13 protein-coding genes, 1 pseudogene and 1 riboswitch are annotated in these 16,569 nt (G+C 60.5%); of the genes and pseudogenes, 9 read left to right on the top strand and 5 right to left on the bottom strand.

Annotation, left to right across the window (positions count from 1 at the left end):
- Positions 1–16: 16 nt before the first annotated feature.
- Together MOV76_RS13125 and MOV76_RS13120 are read left to right on the top strand one after the other, a co-directional pair.
- Positions 17–859: a PhzF family phenazine biosynthesis protein gene (locus MOV76_RS13125; RefSeq protein WP_247264673.1), complete on the top strand. Its 843-nt coding sequence runs from the start codon at positions 17–19 to the stop codon at positions 857–859.
- A 531-nt stretch (positions 860–1,390) separates the two neighbouring features.
- On the top strand, positions 1,391–2,575 hold the full coding sequence (locus tag MOV76_RS13120; RefSeq protein ID WP_018242252.1) for a phosphatase PAP2 family protein: 1,185 nt from the start codon (positions 1,391–1,393) through the stop codon (positions 2,573–2,575).
- Between the two features lie 109 nt (positions 2,576–2,684).
- On the opposite strand, the pseudogene MOV76_RS13115 reads toward MOV76_RS13120, so the two are convergent.
- Positions 2,685–3,362, bottom strand: a pseudogene (locus tag MOV76_RS13115) (molybdopterin-dependent oxidoreductase); the annotation flags it as partial.
- The gene (gene bluB / locus MOV76_RS13110) at positions 3,359–4,045 is read right to left on the bottom strand and encodes a 5,6-dimethylbenzimidazole synthase (RefSeq protein ID WP_130652513.1); all 687 of its coding nucleotides are present in this window, start codon (positions 4,043–4,045) and stop codon (positions 3,359–3,361) included. The pseudogene MOV76_RS13115 and the gene bluB, both read right to left, overlap by 4 nt.
- A 41-nt stretch (positions 4,046–4,086) precedes the next feature.
- Positions 4,087–4,275: riboswitch (cobalamin riboswitch) on the bottom strand.
- Positions 4,276–4,449: 174 nt separating this feature from the next.
- Between bluB and MOV76_RS13105 the strand changes: the two genes are divergently transcribed.
- The 4 genes from MOV76_RS13105 to MOV76_RS13090 all read left to right on the top strand — a co-directional run bounded on the left by MOV76_RS13105 (position 4,450) and on the right by MOV76_RS13090 (position 10,095).
- Entirely contained in the window at positions 4,450–5,853 is a 1,404-nt protein-coding gene (locus tag MOV76_RS13105) for an MFS transporter (protein WP_018242255.1), read from the top strand.
- A 270-nt stretch (positions 5,854–6,123) separates the two neighbouring features.
- Entirely contained in the window at positions 6,124–7,998 is a 1,875-nt protein-coding gene (locus MOV76_RS13100; RefSeq protein ID WP_130652515.1) for a methyl-accepting chemotaxis protein, read from the top strand.
- 60 nt (positions 7,999–8,058) lie between these two features.
- The gene (locus MOV76_RS13095) at positions 8,059–8,640 is read left to right on the top strand and encodes a hypothetical protein (RefSeq protein ID WP_115157465.1); all 582 of its coding nucleotides are present in this window, start codon (positions 8,059–8,061) and stop codon (positions 8,638–8,640) included.
- Positions 8,641–9,039: 399 nt separating this feature from the next.
- Positions 9,040–10,095 (top strand): 3-deoxy-7-phosphoheptulonate synthase, encoded by a 1,056-nt coding sequence (locus MOV76_RS13090; RefSeq protein WP_309506192.1) that lies wholly within the window; start codon positions 9,040–9,042, stop codon positions 10,093–10,095.
- On the opposite strand, the gene MOV76_RS13085 is transcribed toward MOV76_RS13090, so the two are convergent.
- Together MOV76_RS13085 and MOV76_RS13080 are read right to left on the bottom strand one after the other, a co-directional pair.
- Positions 10,092–10,919: a hypothetical protein gene (locus MOV76_RS13085; RefSeq protein ID WP_247264672.1), complete on the bottom strand. Its 828-nt coding sequence runs from the start codon at positions 10,917–10,919 to the stop codon at positions 10,092–10,094. The genes MOV76_RS13090 and MOV76_RS13085 overlap by 4 nt on opposite strands.
- A 25-nt stretch (positions 10,920–10,944) precedes the next feature.
- Entirely contained in the window at positions 10,945–12,624 is a 1,680-nt protein-coding gene (locus tag MOV76_RS13080; RefSeq protein ID WP_130652518.1) for an NAD+ synthase, read from the bottom strand.
- 192 nt (positions 12,625–12,816) lie between these two features.
- Here MOV76_RS13080 and MOV76_RS13075 point away from each other — a divergent pair, with 192 nt between their 5' ends.
- On the top strand, positions 12,817–13,347 hold the full coding sequence (locus tag MOV76_RS13075) for a DUF1003 domain-containing protein (protein ID WP_026188414.1): 531 nt from the start codon (positions 12,817–12,819) through the stop codon (positions 13,345–13,347).
- Positions 13,348–13,439: 92 nt separating this feature from the next.
- Here MOV76_RS13075 and MOV76_RS13070 read toward each other — a convergent pair whose 3' ends face one another.
- Positions 13,440–13,838 (bottom strand): GFA family protein, encoded by a 399-nt coding sequence (locus MOV76_RS13070; RefSeq protein ID WP_247264671.1) that lies wholly within the window; start codon positions 13,836–13,838, stop codon positions 13,440–13,442.
- 367 nt (positions 13,839–14,205) lie between these two features.
- Between MOV76_RS13070 and MOV76_RS13065 the strand changes: the two genes are divergently transcribed.
- On the top strand, positions 14,206–14,628 hold the full coding sequence (locus MOV76_RS13065; protein WP_130652519.1) for a TadE/TadG family type IV pilus assembly protein: 423 nt from the start codon (positions 14,206–14,208) through the stop codon (positions 14,626–14,628).
- A 7-nt stretch (positions 14,629–14,635) separates the two neighbouring features.
- On the top strand, positions 14,636–16,366 hold the full coding sequence (locus MOV76_RS13060; RefSeq protein WP_247264674.1) for a pilus assembly protein TadG-related protein: 1,731 nt from the start codon (positions 14,636–14,638) through the stop codon (positions 16,364–16,366).
- The last annotated feature ends 203 nt before the right edge of the window (positions 16,367–16,569 follow it).

The following is a 16,569-nucleotide window of genomic DNA, read 5'->3' as shown; positions in this document are numbered from 1 at the left end:
AACAGTAGGAGATGCTATGAACAGCAATCTTAAAGAGCTATCGTTTCAACAGGTTGATGTTTTTTCCTCGGAGCGAATGGGTGGAAATCCACTTGCGGTGGTAGTGGATGCGGACGATCTTGATACATCAACGATGGCCAAGTTTGCCAACTGGACCAATCTAAGCGAGACGACCTTCCTCCTAAAGCCGACGGTCCCGGATGCTGATTATCGCGTCAGAATTTTCACGCCGCATCAGGAGCTACCCTTTGCCGGACACCCGACTTTGGGTAGCTGCCACGCATGGCTGACCTTGGGCGGAAAGCCAAAGCAGCCAGTTGTCATCCAGGAATGTCAGGCGGGTTTGATCCGGATCAGAAGAGACGGCGATATCCTCTCATTTCTGGCTCCAGATTTGATCAAGACTGGACATATCGATAACGATCTAATGAAACGAGTTATGAGCGGTCTAAGTCTGTCACCTGAGATGATAGTCGATGCGAGTTGGGTAGACAACGGTCCCGGTTGGATGGCCTTGCTCCTGAAAAGCAGAGACGATGTCCTACGTGTCCGTCCGAACTACCAGAGTATTTCCGGACTAAGGGTAGGCCTGATTGCACCATGTTTGGGGGACGTCGATGGTGTGGATTTCGAGGTCCGCGCCTTCACCGCCGCTGGTTACGAAGACCCAGTCACTGGTAGCCTAAATGCGGGTTTGGCAAAATGGCTCATTTCCGCAAATCTCGCGCCGCCTTCATACATCGCTGCGCAAGGGACGGTCTTGGGCAGGTCAGGGCGGGTACATGTCCAGCTCGAATCTGAAGATATTTGGGTTGGCGGCAATGTCGTTACCTGCATAAACGGAAAAGCTATCCTCTAAGACAGTCATCGACCTGAGGCCGATGACTGCAATTGGCGCTTTCCTGCCTACTGAAAGTTCCTCGATAATTGGTGGGGTCGGCATGGACGTCGCGGCCCTCACCGCGATGTCCCTAGCTCCGGCAGGGATCAGAGTTTGTCTAAAAACGCCAATAGCTTGTCGCCAGCCCTGAACCGGCCAGGCGATTGTCCATTATACGGATCGATCTTGGCTAGAGCGGCCTCCTTGATCCTGCTCTCATTGATCCTTTCACTTGGCAGCGCTTCGCGGTATAATTAGAGCGGGCTAAAATAGAAAATGGGACGGCCGTCAAAACAGAAAACCTTCCGTCTTTGGGCCGGGGATCAACTATGGGGGTCGAAAATGCTTAGCGGCTTTAGCAGGGCCTGCGCGCTAATCCTTTTGTCAGGGAACTTCGCTTTCGCCCAATCGGATCAGATAGAGCCAAACGCTGGAATGTGGAAGACGTGGGTAATCACGTCGGGCAAAGACTTCCGAGTCCCGCCCCCACCGGATACTTCCGCAACCGAGTTGGAGCAGGTTCGCGAACTTGTCGCAAAGAACGATGCGCAGGTCGCCGCCAAGATCACATTCTGGGACGCCGGTTCGCCCGGCTATCGATGGATCGACCTGGTCAACAACCGTCTTCTCGCAAACCAGACGATCCCCAACGCGCATCGCGTCTACACCTATTTGACGATGGCGGTCTACGACGCCACCATCGCGGCTTGGGAGTCGAAATACTTCTACAATCGCCCCCGCCCGAGCGAGGTGGATACGACACTGCCGACTGCGCTGCCTACGCCTCGGAGTCCCGCTTATCCATCCGAACACGCGGCCGCCGCCGCCGCCGCCGCGACCGTTCTTGCCTATTTCTTTCCCGACGAGGCGTCGTCGTTCCAGGCGATGGCCGAAGAAGCCGCACAGTCGCGTGTCCTTGCCGGTGTCCAGTTCCCAAGCGATTCATCCGCCGGCCTGGAACTGGGGCGACGCGTGGCAGAGCAAGTGATTGCGCGGGCAAAGGCCGACGGCTCCGATGCCGTCTGGACCGGCACCGTGCCGACCGGGCCGTGCATGTGGGTCGGAGACAAACCCGCCAATGCAACCATGCCAAACTGGAAGCCGATCCTGCTCGAGACAGCCGATGAATTCAGGCCACCGACTCCGCCCGACTGCAAGTCTGCGGCCGTGAAGGCCGAGACGGATGCAGTCCGCCAGTTTGAGCGAAAATTCCCCAACAGCTACAAGGCGTTCTACTGGCAAAGTCCATCCGGCCTGTTCACAGACTGGTATGACTATGCCAGCAAGTGGATGTTCGAGGACAAGACGGATTCGAACCCGCCGCGCGCCGCACGGGCTTACGCGATGCTCGCAACGGTCTACTACGACGCCTACATTGCAAGCAACGACGGGAAATACGCTTATTGGTACCTGCGGCCCAACATGCTTGACCCGAGCATCACTCCCCTGTTCGCAGTGCCGGCCCATCCCAGTTATCCGTCGAATCACTCCACGTTGTCGACTGCCCGATGCGAGGTGCTTGCCTATCTGTTCCCCGACCAGGCGGAGTTCATCCGAACGGTCGGCAAGGAAGCGGGCGATTCCCGCATCTGGGCCGGCATCCACTATGAAATGGACAACCGGGCCGGTGCCGCACTTGGCAAAGCAGTCGCCGGGAAATTCATCGAGCGGGCAAAAAAAGACGGGGCAGACTAGCGGAAGGGCCGCTAGCGCCTTTCTCCCGAAATGTCGCAATCCTAAGCGAAGGGTTCTCGGTGGAACGTTCCGTTCACTCAGCAGCCGACGTGCGAGGCAGCAACGTTTCTCAAACGATGCGGATGCGGCGCGTCACCTGGCCATTGCTTTCCCAGTATGTGTGCTTTTTGGCGATCAAGGGATCGTCCATCGCCGGTTGAATTTGCCCTGCGGTACTGATCGCGCGCGAGGTCACCGTGTGTTCTCCAGGCGAGGGATTTGGCCAATCCAGTGACCAAATCTTCCAGGCGTATTCGGCCTCCTCGCTGTGATCGATGACTGCCGGCATCCAGGGCCCTTGATCAATTTTCAGTTCGACCCGGTCGATCGGTGCACCCCAGGCTGCGCCGACGACCCGGTGACCCGAGTCGTTGCGCGTGACCTTGGCGGGCGCGGATTTCAGCAAGGCCCGGCCGACCGAGGTCTCGGCCCGCACAGTCTCGCCTTTGTGCTCTTCCTCCCGGATGGTGACATAGTCGCGGCCCATCAGCAGGCTCATGAAGCGGGTGTCGCGAACCTCGATGCCCTTCAGCCACTTGACGTTGGCAATCCCGTACCAGCCCAGAGTTATCAGCCGCAGCGGGAAACCGTTGGGGGCAGGCAGGGTCGCTCCGTTCATTTCGTAGCAGAGCAGATTGTCGGGGTTCATCGCGTCTGCGAGCGACATGCTGCGAGCGAAGTTCTGTTGCATCTTGATGTCGCGAATCGTGACCTCGCCTTTGTCGGTGCCGAAGAAGACGACCTCTAGGTGTTCAGTCCCCATCCATCATGGAAGACGAGTTCCTCGAGCGGCAGCCGCTGCCGCCAGCCTTTGACGGACAGTTCCGGCTCGTCATAGAGCCGGTCGACGAAACCGGCACAGAGCCAGGCGACCACCTCGATATGCTGGGGTATGCCGAGAATGCTCTTCAGCTCGCCTTCATGAAAGATGCTGACCCAGCCGATCCCGACCCCTTCCGCCCGCGCCGCAAGCCAGAGATTCTGGATGGCGCAAACTGTGGAATAGCTATCCATCCTGGGATTGTGCGTGCGCCCCAGCACGACGCTGCCGCTGCGGGTAGGATCGCAGGTCACGCATATGCCGAGCGGCGCCTCGACAATGCCTTCGAGCTTGAGCGAGCGGTAGGCCTGCCGTCGTTCACCTTCGAACATCAGCGCCGCCTCCTCGTTGGCCCTCGCAAAAGCATCCCGGACGCGCGCCCGCACGGTTGCGCTTTTCACCAGAATGAAATTCCACGGCTGCATAAAGCCGACGGAGGGTGCATGATGGGCAGCCGTCAGCAGCCGCTGCACAAGGTCATCCGGCAAGGGATCGGGCAGGAACTCGCTGCGAACGTCGCGCCGCGTCATGATCGCATGATAGACGGCCTCGCGTTCGGCCAAGGAAAAACCGGACGCCGCCGAAAGGGCATCCTCATCAAAGGGTCGCATCGTCAAATCCCCAACAACGCAACCGCCCCGCCGTCCGCGCGGATCGGTCTATCTAGCCAGGCCGGTCTTCTGACTCGGCGTCATCCGCCTGCCGCAGCCTTCCCGGCGAGAAGCCAGTGGCGTGATGAAGCGGCAAGCGTCGGCCTTACAGCGTTGGGCACGTTCCGGCTTTGCACCGGATTCCCGATTCTCCCGCCTGGACGGCGGGCACCTGACGGCGCATCTATTTCAGGAAAGCGCGGCGGCGGCAAGCCGGCCCTCATACCGCCGACACGTTGCATGCGACATCGACTTCATGGACAGAGGCGCATCGCTGCCTTAGAAACAAACCCATCCTGACCGACGCCCATGGCGCCGCACTTTTTCTCTTTGCACTTTGGTTGCCCGTGCCCCGCCTCACGCCCATGATCCTTGCGGTCGCCCTGTTCATGGAACAGATGGATTCGACCGTGATCGCCACCAGCCTACCGGCGATCGCAGCCGATATCGGCACCTCGCCGATCGCGCTGAAGCTCGCCGTTACCAGCTATCTCGTGGCGCTGGCGATCTTCATCCCGATCAGCGGCTGGATGTCCGATCGTTTCGGCGCGCGCAACATCTTCCGCATGGCGATCTTCGTTTTCATGATCGGCTCGATCGCCTGCGCCTTTTCCAATTCGATCACGGCCTTCGTGATCTCACGCCTGATCCAGGGCGCCGGCGGCTCGATGATGACGCCGGTCAGCCGCCTGCTGCTGGTCCGGGGAACGCCGCGTCACGAACTCGTCGATGCCATGGCCTGGCTCACCATTCCAGCGTTGATCGGTCCGATCATGGGTCCGCCGATCGGCGGCTTCCTCACAACCTACCTCACCTGGCACTGGATCTTCTGGATCAACGTCCCGATCGGCGTGCTCGGCATCATCCTCGTCACCCGTTTCCTGCCGGCGGTCGAGCCGCGCACTCTGCGGCCGATGGACTTCCCCGGCTTCTTCCTTTGCGGCCTAGGCTTCTCCGGCTTCGTCTTCGGCCTGTCGGTGATCAGCCTGCCGGCCGTGCCCGTTATCTACGGTTATGTCACGGTTGCGATCGGCATCCTTGCCGGCCTCCTCTACCTCCTGCATGCCCGCCGCGTGCCTTATCCGCTTCTCGATCCGAAGATGTTTCGTTACCCGATGTTTCGGGCGGCGATCCTCGGCGCCTCGAATTTCCGCATGGGACTTGGCGCCCTGCCTTTCCTGATGCCGCTGATGCTCCAGCTCGGCTTCGGCCTGACACCGCTGCAATCGGGCTCGGTCACCTTCGTCAGCGCGCTCGGCTCCATGGGTTCGAAATTCGCCGCCTCGCGCACCTTCAACGCCTTCGGCTTCCGCACAGTGATCTCCCTCACCACCTTGCTGGCGGCGATCTTCCTCGGCATCAACGGCCTTTTCACCGCCGAAACGCCACTGTTCCTGATCATGGCCTGCCTGCTGATCGGCGGCCTGTTCCGCTCCATGGCTTTCTCGGGCGTCAACGCCATGGCCTTCGGCGACGTCGATGATGCCGACAGCAGCCAGGCAACCGCAATCAATGCCGTTGCCCAGCGTATCTCCATGGCGATGGGTGTGGCGATCGCCGGCGGCATCCTCGAAATTTCCAGCAGCTTCCACGACGGCAGGCTGCTGGTCTCGGATTTCCACATCGCCTTCTTCAGCGTCTCGGCGATTTCGGCGCTGGCCTGCATCACCTTCCTGCGCCTGCCCCAAGATGCCGGCGCTGAACTGACGGCGCGCGGCCGCAAGCGCCGGCACGCCGAACCCGAAGAGGCCGTGGCTGAAAATAGCTGATCTCCCTGACGCCACGGAAGCATTCCTGCACCCACCGGTTCGCAAGGCTCCGCGCCGGCGGCAGCAGGCGCGAATGGCACGCGTGTGCTCAGCATTCCTTTCTACTTTATGATTTATTCACACATCAAATACACACTGCGTTTGCGCGTTTTGGGTTGCTATCTGGACATGGGCATGAGCGCTCGTGATGCGACCGTCAGCGTCGATGCCCGTATTGATACGCCAGTCGGGAACATGTCCGACTGAGCCGCAATTCTAGGCCGCCGCGGAATGTTCCAATTTTTGAAAACGATGCCTCTGACAGCCAAGCTGGCGGCGATTATCGTTGCCGTAAACCTCTGCGGCATTTCCGCTTTCGCCACCTATACCTGGATGTACGAAACCCGGGCGTTGATCGATGGCGCCAAGGCGAACTGGTCCAAGGATGCGGAGCAGTTTGCATCTCTGGCCGCCGGCGGCGTGAAATGGGGGAAGGCGAACGCCGTTCGCGAGGCTTATTCGCTCTACCGCGACGACCCCTCGCTCGATCTTGTACAGTTTGCCGCATTCAACGCGGAACCGGCCTCCGTCGATACGTGGACACGCGACGGCATCAACGGTTTGCCTGCACCCGCCGATCTGGCGAAGCGTCTCAGCGCGAAACCGGAAAAGACGACTGTCGATGATAGCGGAACCTCCGCCGGCGTGGTCACGATCATCGCGCCGCTTCCGCTGGATAAGGCAGGCAAGGCCACCGGCTACATCGTCACGAACTGGTCTGTCGAAAAAATCGCTTCCGAAGTCAGGCAGAAAGTTCTCATTTCGCTGCTCACGCAGTCCGCGATCACCGCCATGGCCGTCGTTGCCTTCCTTCTCGCCATGCGCAGCCTGGTCGGCCGGCCCATCAGGGTGATCAGCGAACGAATTAGTGCGTTGCAGAAAGGCGATCTGGTCTCTCCCGTCACCTACAGGGAAAATGGCGACGAGATCGGATTTCTGGCGCGTGCACTGGAAGTTTTCCGTCACGAGGCGATTGCGAAAGTCGAGAGAGAGCAGGCCGCTGCCGAGCAGAGTGCTTCGCTCGACGCCGAACGGGCGCGCAACGCATTGTTGACCGAAGAGGCCAGCAACACGCAACGACTGGTCATGAACGCTCTCGCGAATGCATTGGAAGGGCTCGCCGCCGGCGACTTCTCGATACACCTGGCCGATGTCGGTCCCGAATTCGACAAATTGCGGCAGGATTTCAACAACATGGTCGATGCGGTCGCGGCCGCTCTGACAGAGATCAAGACCGCTTCCGTGGCGGTTGAAACCGGCTCGAGCGAGCTGGCGACCTCCGCAGATCAACTCGCCAGGCGGACCGAGCAACAGGCAGCAGCATTGGAACAGACCGCCGCCGCACTGGATGAGGTGACCACGACGGTCAGAACATCGTCGCAACGGGCTGAAAATGCCGGGCAGTTGGTCGAGGAGACAAAGCGGAGCGCCCATGTCTCGGCGACGGTGGTGCGTGATGCGATCGGGGCGATGGACCGGATTCAAACCTCGTCGAGCCAGATCGGCCGCATTATCGGCGTCATCGACGAAATCGCCTTCCAGACGAACCTGCTGGCGCTGAACGCCGGCGTCGAGGCGGCGCGTGCAGGCGAAGCCGGCAAGGGTTTTGCGGTTGTTGCGCAGGAAGTGCGTGAGCTCGCCCAGCGGTCTGCAAATGCAGCCAAGGAAATCAAGAACCTGATCAATGTGTCCGGCGACGAAGTTGCTGCGGGCGTCGGGCTGGTGAACCAGACCGGCGATGCCCTCCTGAAGATCGAGGAGCAGATCAACCGCATCAGCGACAGCATCGCTTCCATCGTCCAATCCTATCGCGAACAGGCGACGGGCCTGCAGGAAATCAACAGCGCGATCAACCAGATGGATCAGACGACACAGCAGAACGCGGCAATGGTCGAGGAAACCAACGCGGCCTGCCACGAACTGCTGTCGCAAGGACGCCTGCTGCAGGACTCGGCCGGCAGGTTCATCGTCGGCGCGTCTGCGGCAAGCCAGCCCAAAGCCGTTCAACCCACCCGCCAATCTCGTCCCGAGCCGAGAGCCTCCGTGCAGCGGCATGCAGGAAATGCCGCCGTTGCCGCTGCTCCCGGGGCATGGGAGGAGTTCTGACGTCGTCTTCGCCCGATAAGCCTTAGTTCTCAACAACCTATAATCAGGAAGGAAACAGTTATGACGAAACTCGTGCCCGCATTTCTTTTGGCCTGCACCGCATTTGCCATGCCGATGGGCGTATCCCTGGCACAGGATGCCAAGCTTGCCCCGATCTCCGACTACGTGACGAGCGACGTAAAGCCCTGGCTGAACGACCCTGCCATCATCGAGGCCGTCAAGGCGCAGAATGCTGCCAACGCCAATCTCAGCGCTGCCGATATCGACGCCCTCGACAAGAAGTGGCGTGCCGAAGTCGATGGCTCCGACCACGCCATGATCGACGGCGTGCTCAACAATGCGCTGTCGAAATTCCTTCAGGGCAAGAAGGAAGCTTCTGGCGGCAAGATCACCGAGATCTTCGTCATGGACGCAAAGGGGCTGAATGTCGGTCAAAGCGACACCACATCCGATTACTGGCAGGGCGATGAGGGCAAGTTCCAGAAGTCCTTCGGAGCCGGCAAGGACGCCGTCTTCGTCGATGAGATCGAAAAGGATGAATCGACCCAGACGCTCCAGTCGCAGGCAAGCGTCACGATATCAGACGACGCGGGAACGCCGATCGGCGCCATCACCGTCGGCGTGAACGTCGACGCCCTGTGATCTCAGGAACTGCGTTTTCTAGAACAGTGCGAATGACCGTCGCCCGAGAGCATCTTTAGAGCGACAGGTTTAAACAAAGCTTAGAGCGCGTCGCATGCACGAGATCGAGCGCGACGCGCTTCTTGCCTCGCCGGGGTATCCCTCCGTAGAAGCCGTTGCCGTCCCCCGGAGCGCTGGATTTTCAGACAGAAAATTCTACGTGACATCACGCAGGCGTGGCGCTACATACGCCCCATGTCGATCACATCAATCAACGCCTTGGGATTTTATTGGTACCGCTGCTCTCAGCGGATGCGGGTCCATGCGTAACTGAATTCGACGCGACGACAACCCGAACAGCCGCTAGTCTACCTGGCGGCTTTTTTGTTCCGCACGGTATGACCAAACAGGAGCCATACCGTGTCTGATACCATTGATGATCTGCGTATCGTCGAGATCACCCCACTCACCAAACCTGCCGATATCATCGCGGAAATTCACCGCAATGCTACTGTCACGGACACCGTGACCAGCAACCGTGATGCGATCCATAAGATCCTCCAGGGCGAAGACGATCGCCTGATCGTCGTCATCGGCCCCTGCTCCATCCATGACCCCGTTGCGGCTCGGGAATATGCCGCACGGCTGGAGGAACAGCGACGCCGCTTCGCCGACGATCTCGAGATTGTCATGCGCGTCTATTTCGAAAAGCCTCGCACGACCGTCGGCTGGAAGGGCCTGATGAACGACCCGCATCTCGACGGCAGCTACCGGATCGAGGAAGGGTTGAGGATTGCGAGACGCCTGCTGCTCGATATCAATGCGATGGGTCTTCCGGCCGGCGTCGAATTCCTCGACACGATCACGCCGCAATATATTGCCGATCTCGTCAGTTGGGGTGCGATCGGCGCGCGCACGACCGAAAGCCAGGTCCATCGTCAGCTTGCCTCCGGCCTTTCCTGCCCGATCGGCTTCAAGAACGGCACCGATGGCGGCGTTCGCGTCGCGCTGGATGCCATCCTCGCAGCCTCGCAGCCGCATCACTTCCCGGCGGTGACCAAGGACGGCCAGGCAGCAATTGCCTCGACGACTGGCAATGACGACTGCCACATGATCTTACGCGGCGGCAAGCGGCCGAACTATGAAGTGGCCGATGTCGAAGCGGTCACCGGCGAAGCCGTCAGGCTCAGCGTCGCCCCGCGCATCCTCATCGATGCCAGCCATGCCAATAGCGGCAAGGATCCGATGAACCAGCCGCTCGTCGTCAGGAACGTCGCCGCGCAGATTGCCGCCGGCAACAGCGACATCAAGGGCATGATGATCGAAAGCAACCTCGTCGCCGGCCGCCAGGACCTCGTTCCCGGCAAGCCGCTGGTCTATGGCCAGTCCATCACCGATGGCTGCATCGACTGGGATATGTCGGTCGCGGTGCTGGAGGATCTGGCAAAATCCGCCCAGGAGCGGCGCCGGACCTAGTCAGCCGGAAAATAGCGGACATAGGCGAATTCTTCGCCATCAGGAGACCAGCAGGGCACGTTGATTGTGCCCTGCCCCCCGAAGAGCTCGAACAGCGTCTTCAGATTGCCGCCGTCCATGTCCATCAGCCGCAGCCGCACGTCGAGATCGCGCGGATGGTCGAAAACCGAGGGGTCGTAGGAGAGGATCAACACCTTGTCATTCGAAGGCGACGGATGAGCGAACCAGTTGCCCTGATTGTCGGAGGTCACCTGCTCGAGCCCGGTGCCGTCGGGGTGGATGCGCCAGATCTGCATCAGCCCGGTGCGGCTGGAATTGAAATAGATCCATTGCCCGTCGGCGGAATAATCCGGCCCGTCATTGCGGCCTTCGCCATGCGTCAGCCGCGTCTCGGCACCGCCGTCGACGGAGATGGTGTAGATATCGAAGACGTCGTCGCGGATGCCGCAATAGGCAAGCTGGCGCCCATCCGGCGACCAGCCATGCCAGTAGGACGGCAGGTTCTGAGTGATAAGCCGCGGCGTGCCGCCTTCGATCGGCAAGGTATAGATCGCCGACTTGCCGAATTCGGTCTTGTCGGAGATGACAATCTTCGTCCCGTCGGGCGAAATGCCGTGATCATTGTTGCAGTTGACGGCAAAGCCGGTATCGACCCTGACCATCTCGCCGCCATCGAGCGGCAACCGGTAGAGCAACCCGTCGCCGTTCAAGAGCAGGTAGGAACCATCGGGCGAGAAATTTGGCGCCTCGACCAGTTTCTCCGTCTGCCAGACCTCGCGGGCCCTGCCCGTCCTGACGTTGTAGATCTCGACCGAGCTGCGCATGTTTCCTCCCGATATTTCTATGGTCTCAGCGGTCCCGGAACCGATTGGTGATGGGATAGCGCCGGTCGCGACCGAAATTCTTCTTGGTGATCTTTACCCCCGGCGCCGATTGCCGCCGCTTGTATTCGGCGAGATAGAGCAGATGCTCGACCCGGTGGACGGTCGCAACATCGTGGCCGCGCGCGACGATCTCCTCGACCGCCATTTCCTTCTCCACCAGGCACTCGAGAATATCGTCGAGAACGGGATAGGGCGGCAGCGAATCCTGGTCCTTCTGGTCGGGACGAAGCTCGGCCGAAGGCGCCTTGTCGATGATATTCTGCGGGATCACCTCGCCCGACGGCCCTAGCGCACCCGGCGGTACGTTTTCGTTGCGCCAGCGGGAAAGCGCATAGACCTGCATCTTATAGAGATCCTTGATCGGGTTGAAGCCGCCGTTCATATCACCGTAGAGCGTGGCGTAGCCGACCGACATTTCCGACTTGTTGCCCGTCGTCACCACCATCGAGCCGAACTTGTTGGAAATCGCCATCAGGATGACGCCGCGCGCCCGGCTCTGCAGGTTCTCTTCGGTAATGCCGCTATCCGTGCCTTCGAAAAGGCTGGCGAGCGCGCTGCTGAAACCCGTCACCGGCTGTTCGATCGGCACGATGTCGTAACGACAACCGAGCGCCTTGGCGCAATCGGCCGCGTCCTTCAGCGAATCCTCGGAGGTGTAGCGGTAAGGCAGCATGACGGTGCGCACCCGCTCTTCGCCCAGTGCGTCGACGGCGATCGCCGCGCAGATCGCCGAGTCGATGCCGCCGGAAAGGCCGAGCACGACGGTCTTGAAGCCGTTCTTGTTGACGTAGTCGCGAAAGCCCAGCAGGCAGGCGCGGTAATCGGCTTCCTCGCGCTCTGGAATATGCGCCATCGGTCCCTCGGCACAGTGCCAGCCGCTGTCGCCGCGCTTCCATGTCGTCACCGCCAGCGCGGTTTCGAACTGGCTCATCTGGAACGCAAGCGACTTGTCGGCATTGAAGGCGAAGCTCGCGCCGTCGAAGACGAGTTCATCCTGGCCACCGAGCTGGGCGGCATAGATCAGCGGCAGCCCGGTCTCGATCACCTGCTTCAGCACCACCTGATGGCGGATATCGACCTTGCCGCGATAATAGGGCGAACCGTTCGGCGACAGCAGGATTTCAGCCCCGCTTTCGGCCAGCGTCTCGCAGACGCCGAGATCGCCCCAGATATCCTCGCAGATCGGAATGCCGATGCGCACGCCGCGGAAATTCACCGGCCCCGGCATGGCGCCCTGGTCGAAGACCCGCTTCTCGTCGAACTCACCGTAATTCGGCAGGTCGATCTTGTCGCGCACCGCAATCACCTTGCCGCCGTCGAGCACGGCGACGGAATTGTAGCGCCCGGTCTCGTCCTGCCGGGGAAAACCGATGATGACGCCGGGCCCGCCATCGGCAGTGTCGGCAGCCAGGCTCTCGACCGCCTTCCAGCAGGCACGGATAAAGGCGGGCTTCAGCACTAGGTCCTCCGGCGGATAGCCGGAGATGAAAAGCTCGGTCAGGACGAGCAGATGCGCGCCCTCCCGGCTCGCATCGGCGCGGGCCTCGCGCGCTTTCGCGAGATTGGCTGCGACATCACCGACCGTCGGGTTGAGCTGGCCGATGGCGATGCGGAAGATATCAGAAAGAGCGTTTTCCTGTGTCATGTCATTTATTTAGCCTGCGCCTTTCGCGACCGCAACACGTTCGCGTCGAAAGCGACACTTCGCGACGACGAAATTTTTATGAACGGATCGCGCATGGCGCAGCGCGGCATCGATACGCATTGCAATTTGTTAGCGGAGCGGAATACTGGCGCCGAAAGCGACCGTATCGACAACCGGCATCGGAAACAGGCAATGTCTAATCTTTCGGACTTCGTGCACCATCATTTCGACAAGCCGGCCGACGAACTCGGCGACGTCGAAAAGCGCGTGCTGGCGAAAGCGCACGAACGCAAGGTCATCTCGACCGACGTCAACGCCGCCTTCTCAGCCGACGCCTCCTTCGGCGAGCGCATCGCCGACAGCATCGCCCGCATCGGCGGCTCTTGGTCCTTCATCATCGCCTTTTTTGTCTTCCTCGTCGCCTGGACTGTCATCAACACCATCATTCTGGTGAGCGGCGCCTTCGACCCCTATCCCTTCGTCTTCCTGAACCTGATCCTGTCGATGCTCGCCGCCATCCAGGCGCCGATCATCATGATGTCGCAGAACCGTCAGGCTGAGCGCGACCGCTTCGAGGCCGCCAAGGATTATGAGGTCAATCTCAAGGCCGAGCTCGAAGTGCTCTCCCTGCATCAGAAGATCGACATGCATGTACTGACCGAGCTGACGGGGCTACGCGAGGACGTGGCCCGCCTCAGTGCCGCGCTCGCCGCCAAGGGTTAATGCATGTCGCCCAAAAGTGTGCAGCGGTGGTGATAACGACATGTATCAAATGAAGACCTAAAGGGCGTCGCATGAATCCGATGCGACGCCCTTTAGGCCGGATTCACCGCATATTGCGGCAAGCCGTCCGATATCTCGTAGAAATCGCCCTTGTCGGCGCAGTAGATATGATGGCCGAAGGCAAGGCCGCTCGGCGTGTCGAAGGCGCCCGCCATGACCGAAATCTCCGCCGATCCGTCCGCCTGCCAGAACAGCGCGGAGCCGCAATTCGAGCAGAAGCCGCGCTGCGCCTCCTCGCTCGACCGGTACCAGCGAACCGCCTCAGTGCCTTCTACCGACAGAGCCGCGCGCGCCACATTGACCGCGGCATAATAAAGTCCCGTCTGCCGGCGGCATTGCGAGCAATGGCAGCCGACGACAGGTCCGGGCTTTGCCGTACTTGAAAATCGCACGGCGCCGCAAAGGCAGCCGCCTGTATGCTGTTCGGTCATCGTCGCCCCGCTGTTTCCAAGGGAACGTTGCCGCCGATCTGCTCCGGCGTCAAATCCATTTCCCTGAACGAACCATCAGGAATCTTGAAGGCCGCCGGCCCTGTGCCAATCACGCCAACACTTCGGCACGGAGCAGGAAGTAGCATTTCCTTATGCGCGCACCTCCCGAGCCAACACGGAAACACACCATAGGTTGCAACATAAGGAAAATTCCTCAATAAAATGCTATTTTCCTAACAAAACAAAGGAACTTCATAATGATCTAATACATCCAAAACGTTTATTATATAATCCAAAATTAACCTCCACGGCTCTAGAGTTACAACCGTTGATCGATACTCTGCACGGTCAGCCTGCGAGGTGAAAAATGAGAATTTTCCAACGTTTCCCTTCGAACGAACGTGGCGCCGCAGCAATCGAATTCGCCATTGTCGCGCCGCTCTTCCTTCTGGTGGTACTGACGATGATCGCCTACGGCATCTATCTGAGCGCATCCCATGCAGTGCAGCAGTTGACCGCCGATGCCGCGCGCACCGCCGTTGCCGGCATGACCAGCCACGAGCGATCGCAGCTGGTCGATGATTTCATCAGCCAGTCGACCATCGACCATCCGCTGCTCGAAAAGAGCAAGTTGCATGTCACCGTTACCACCGACCCCGGCAATGCCAACCAGTTCACCGTGACGGCGGAATATGACACCGTCAACCTGCCGATCTGGAACCTCTACACCTTTCCCCTGCCCGACCACATGATCCGGCGCTTCGCGACCATCCGGATGGGAGGCCTGTGAGATGCCGATGTTCGGGGCCCGCCTGAGCCGCTTCGCCACCGATGCATCAGGCAATATCGCCATCATGGCAGCGATCTCAGCCCCGCTCATCCTCTATTCGCTCGGCCTGGGCGTCGATTACGGCATGATGACGCTGCAGCAGCGCCGCCTGCAGCAGCTGAGCGATATCGGCGCCATCGTCGCCGCCGCCGACATCAGCCACGCCGCCGACAACCTCGTCGCCAATTTCGATCAGAACGGCGTCAACATCGCCGTCCGCACCAACACGGGTTATGCGACGAAGACGGGCTCGCTGCCGGCAACGGCTGATCTCAAGCAATTCGACGCCGTCGCCGAATTCACTCCCGGCACCTATCTCGCCGATGCCTCGGTGCCGCTCGGCAGCCGTTTTGCCGCCGGCATCCAGCCCTATGACGCCGTCAAGGTCGGCATCACTCAGAAGGCGGAGCTGATCTTCGCCACCGCCTTCGCCGCCGCTCCCAACCTCAGGGCGGTCGGCACCGCCTCGGCCTCCAAACTCGCTGCCTTCTCGATCGGCTCGCGGCTGGCAAGCCTCAATGGCGGCGTGCTGAACACGCTGCTCGGCAGCCTGCTCGGCACCAGTCTCTCGCTGAAGGTCGCCGATTACGAGGCGCTCACGTCAGCCGATATCAAGCTGCTCCCCTTCCTCGATATGCTGGCGACCGATCTCAACCTCACCGCCGGCACCTATGACGAGCTGCTGGCAACCGACATCTCCTATCCGCGCCTGCTGAAAACGCTCGGCAAGTCCGGCGGCCTGACACTCACCGTCACCAAGGCGCTCGACGCGATCGAAAAGGCGCTCGGCACCTCGCAGGTCAAGATCAGGCTCGAGGATCTCTTCAACCTCGGCCCGGCCGGCGAGCGCCTCATCGGCAGCGGTTCTCACCTCTCGGCCGAGGCGAGCGTGATGGATATTGTTTCGGCGGCAGCCGTTGCGGCAAACCAGGAGAAGCAGGTCGCAGCCAATCTCAACGGCTCCGTGCCTGGACTTGCCACGGTCAAGTTGACGCTTGCGATCGGCGAGATGCCGAAGGACGCCGCTTCGAACGGGATCGGCGCCACCGGCGCCACCGTCCGCACCGCACAGGTGCGCCTGGCTCTCGATGTTTCGGCGCTCGGCGCCAATTCGCTTGCCGGGCTGAAGGTGCGCGTGCCCCTTTATCTCGAAGTCGCCCATGCCGAGGCCAAGCTTGCGAGCATCTCCTGTCTCGGCGGCAGCGCCAGAAACGCCAGCGTCGGCGTCGATGTCGTGCCCGGCGTCGCGGAACTGTCGCTCGGCGACGTCGATCCCAACGCCTTCGTCAATTTCGGCAGCGCGCCGCGTGTCAGCCGCGCCACGATGATGAACGCGCCGCTGCTCAGCGTCTCCGGACTCGCCCATGTCAACCTGACCAATCTCAGCAAGACCAAGCTGACCTTCCAGCCGGCCGACATCGCGGCAAAGACCATCAAGAACGTTTCGACCAAGGACACGCTGACCTCTGCCATGGCGTCGCTGGTGAAGGAGACCGATATCCAGGTCAGCATTCTCGGCCTCGGCATCGGCCTATCGAAAACAGTGGTGCAGAGCGCCGTCGCCGATACACTCACGGGGTTGACCAAGCCGCTCGACGAGCTGCTCTTCAACCTCCTGACGCTGCTCGGCATCAAGGTCGGCGAAGCCGACGTGCGCGTCACTGACGTACGCTGCCAGCAATCGGTGCTGGTGCAATAAGACCCCTTCCATCGCCCGTACCTTGTCGAAAATTGCAGCGGGAATCTGTTGCCTGTCGACAACACCCGCCAACCTCGTCCCTTCGCTGCATTGAATCGGCGGCGGTTGTCGGCGATACTGAGGGTTCAATCAACCTCAGGAGACTGACATGAGAGCGAACCTGTCCAAACAGAAAGGAAACATCCCCCACAAGGACACTCAGC

This window comes from Rhizobium sp. PRIMUS64 (assembly GCF_023006465.1).
Lineage (GTDB): Bacteria > Pseudomonadota > Alphaproteobacteria > Rhizobiales > Rhizobiaceae > Rhizobium > Rhizobium leguminosarum.
The sequence above is the reverse complement of the archived record's forward strand: the minus strand, read 5'-3'. Positions and strand labels throughout refer to the sequence as shown.

Coding starts and splice junctions, on each gene's coding strand:
- bluB (WP_130652513.1), bottom strand. CDS start 4,045: ATGCGACCCTTTGATGAGGATGCCCTTTCGGCGGCGTCCGGTTTTTCC.
- MOV76_RS13080 (WP_130652518.1), bottom strand. CDS start 12,624: ATGACACAGGAAAACGCTCTTTCTGATATCTTCCGCATCGCCATCGGC.
- MOV76_RS13075 (WP_026188414.1), top strand. CDS start 12,817: ATGTCTAATCTTTCGGACTTCGTGCACCATCATTTCGACAAGCCGGCC.
- MOV76_RS13100 (WP_130652515.1), top strand. CDS start 6,124: ATGTTCCAATTTTTGAAAACGATGCCTCTGACAGCCAAGCTGGCGGCG.
- MOV76_RS13085 (WP_247264672.1), bottom strand. CDS start 10,919: ATGCGCAGCTCGGTCGAGATCTACAACGTCAGGACGGGCAGGGCCCGC.
- MOV76_RS13060 (WP_247264674.1), top strand. CDS start 14,636: ATGTTCGGGGCCCGCCTGAGCCGCTTCGCCACCGATGCATCAGGCAAT.
- MOV76_RS13125 (WP_247264673.1), top strand. CDS start 17: ATGAACAGCAATCTTAAAGAGCTATCGTTTCAACAGGTTGATGTTTTT.
- MOV76_RS13095 (WP_115157465.1), top strand. CDS start 8,059: ATGACGAAACTCGTGCCCGCATTTCTTTTGGCCTGCACCGCATTTGCC.
- MOV76_RS13065 (WP_130652519.1), top strand. CDS start 14,206: ATGAGAATTTTCCAACGTTTCCCTTCGAACGAACGTGGCGCCGCAGCA.
- MOV76_RS13105 (WP_018242255.1), top strand. CDS start 4,450: ATGATCCTTGCGGTCGCCCTGTTCATGGAACAGATGGATTCGACCGTG.
- MOV76_RS13070 (WP_247264671.1), bottom strand. CDS start 13,838: ATGACCGAACAGCATACAGGCGGCTGCCTTTGCGGCGCCGTGCGATTT.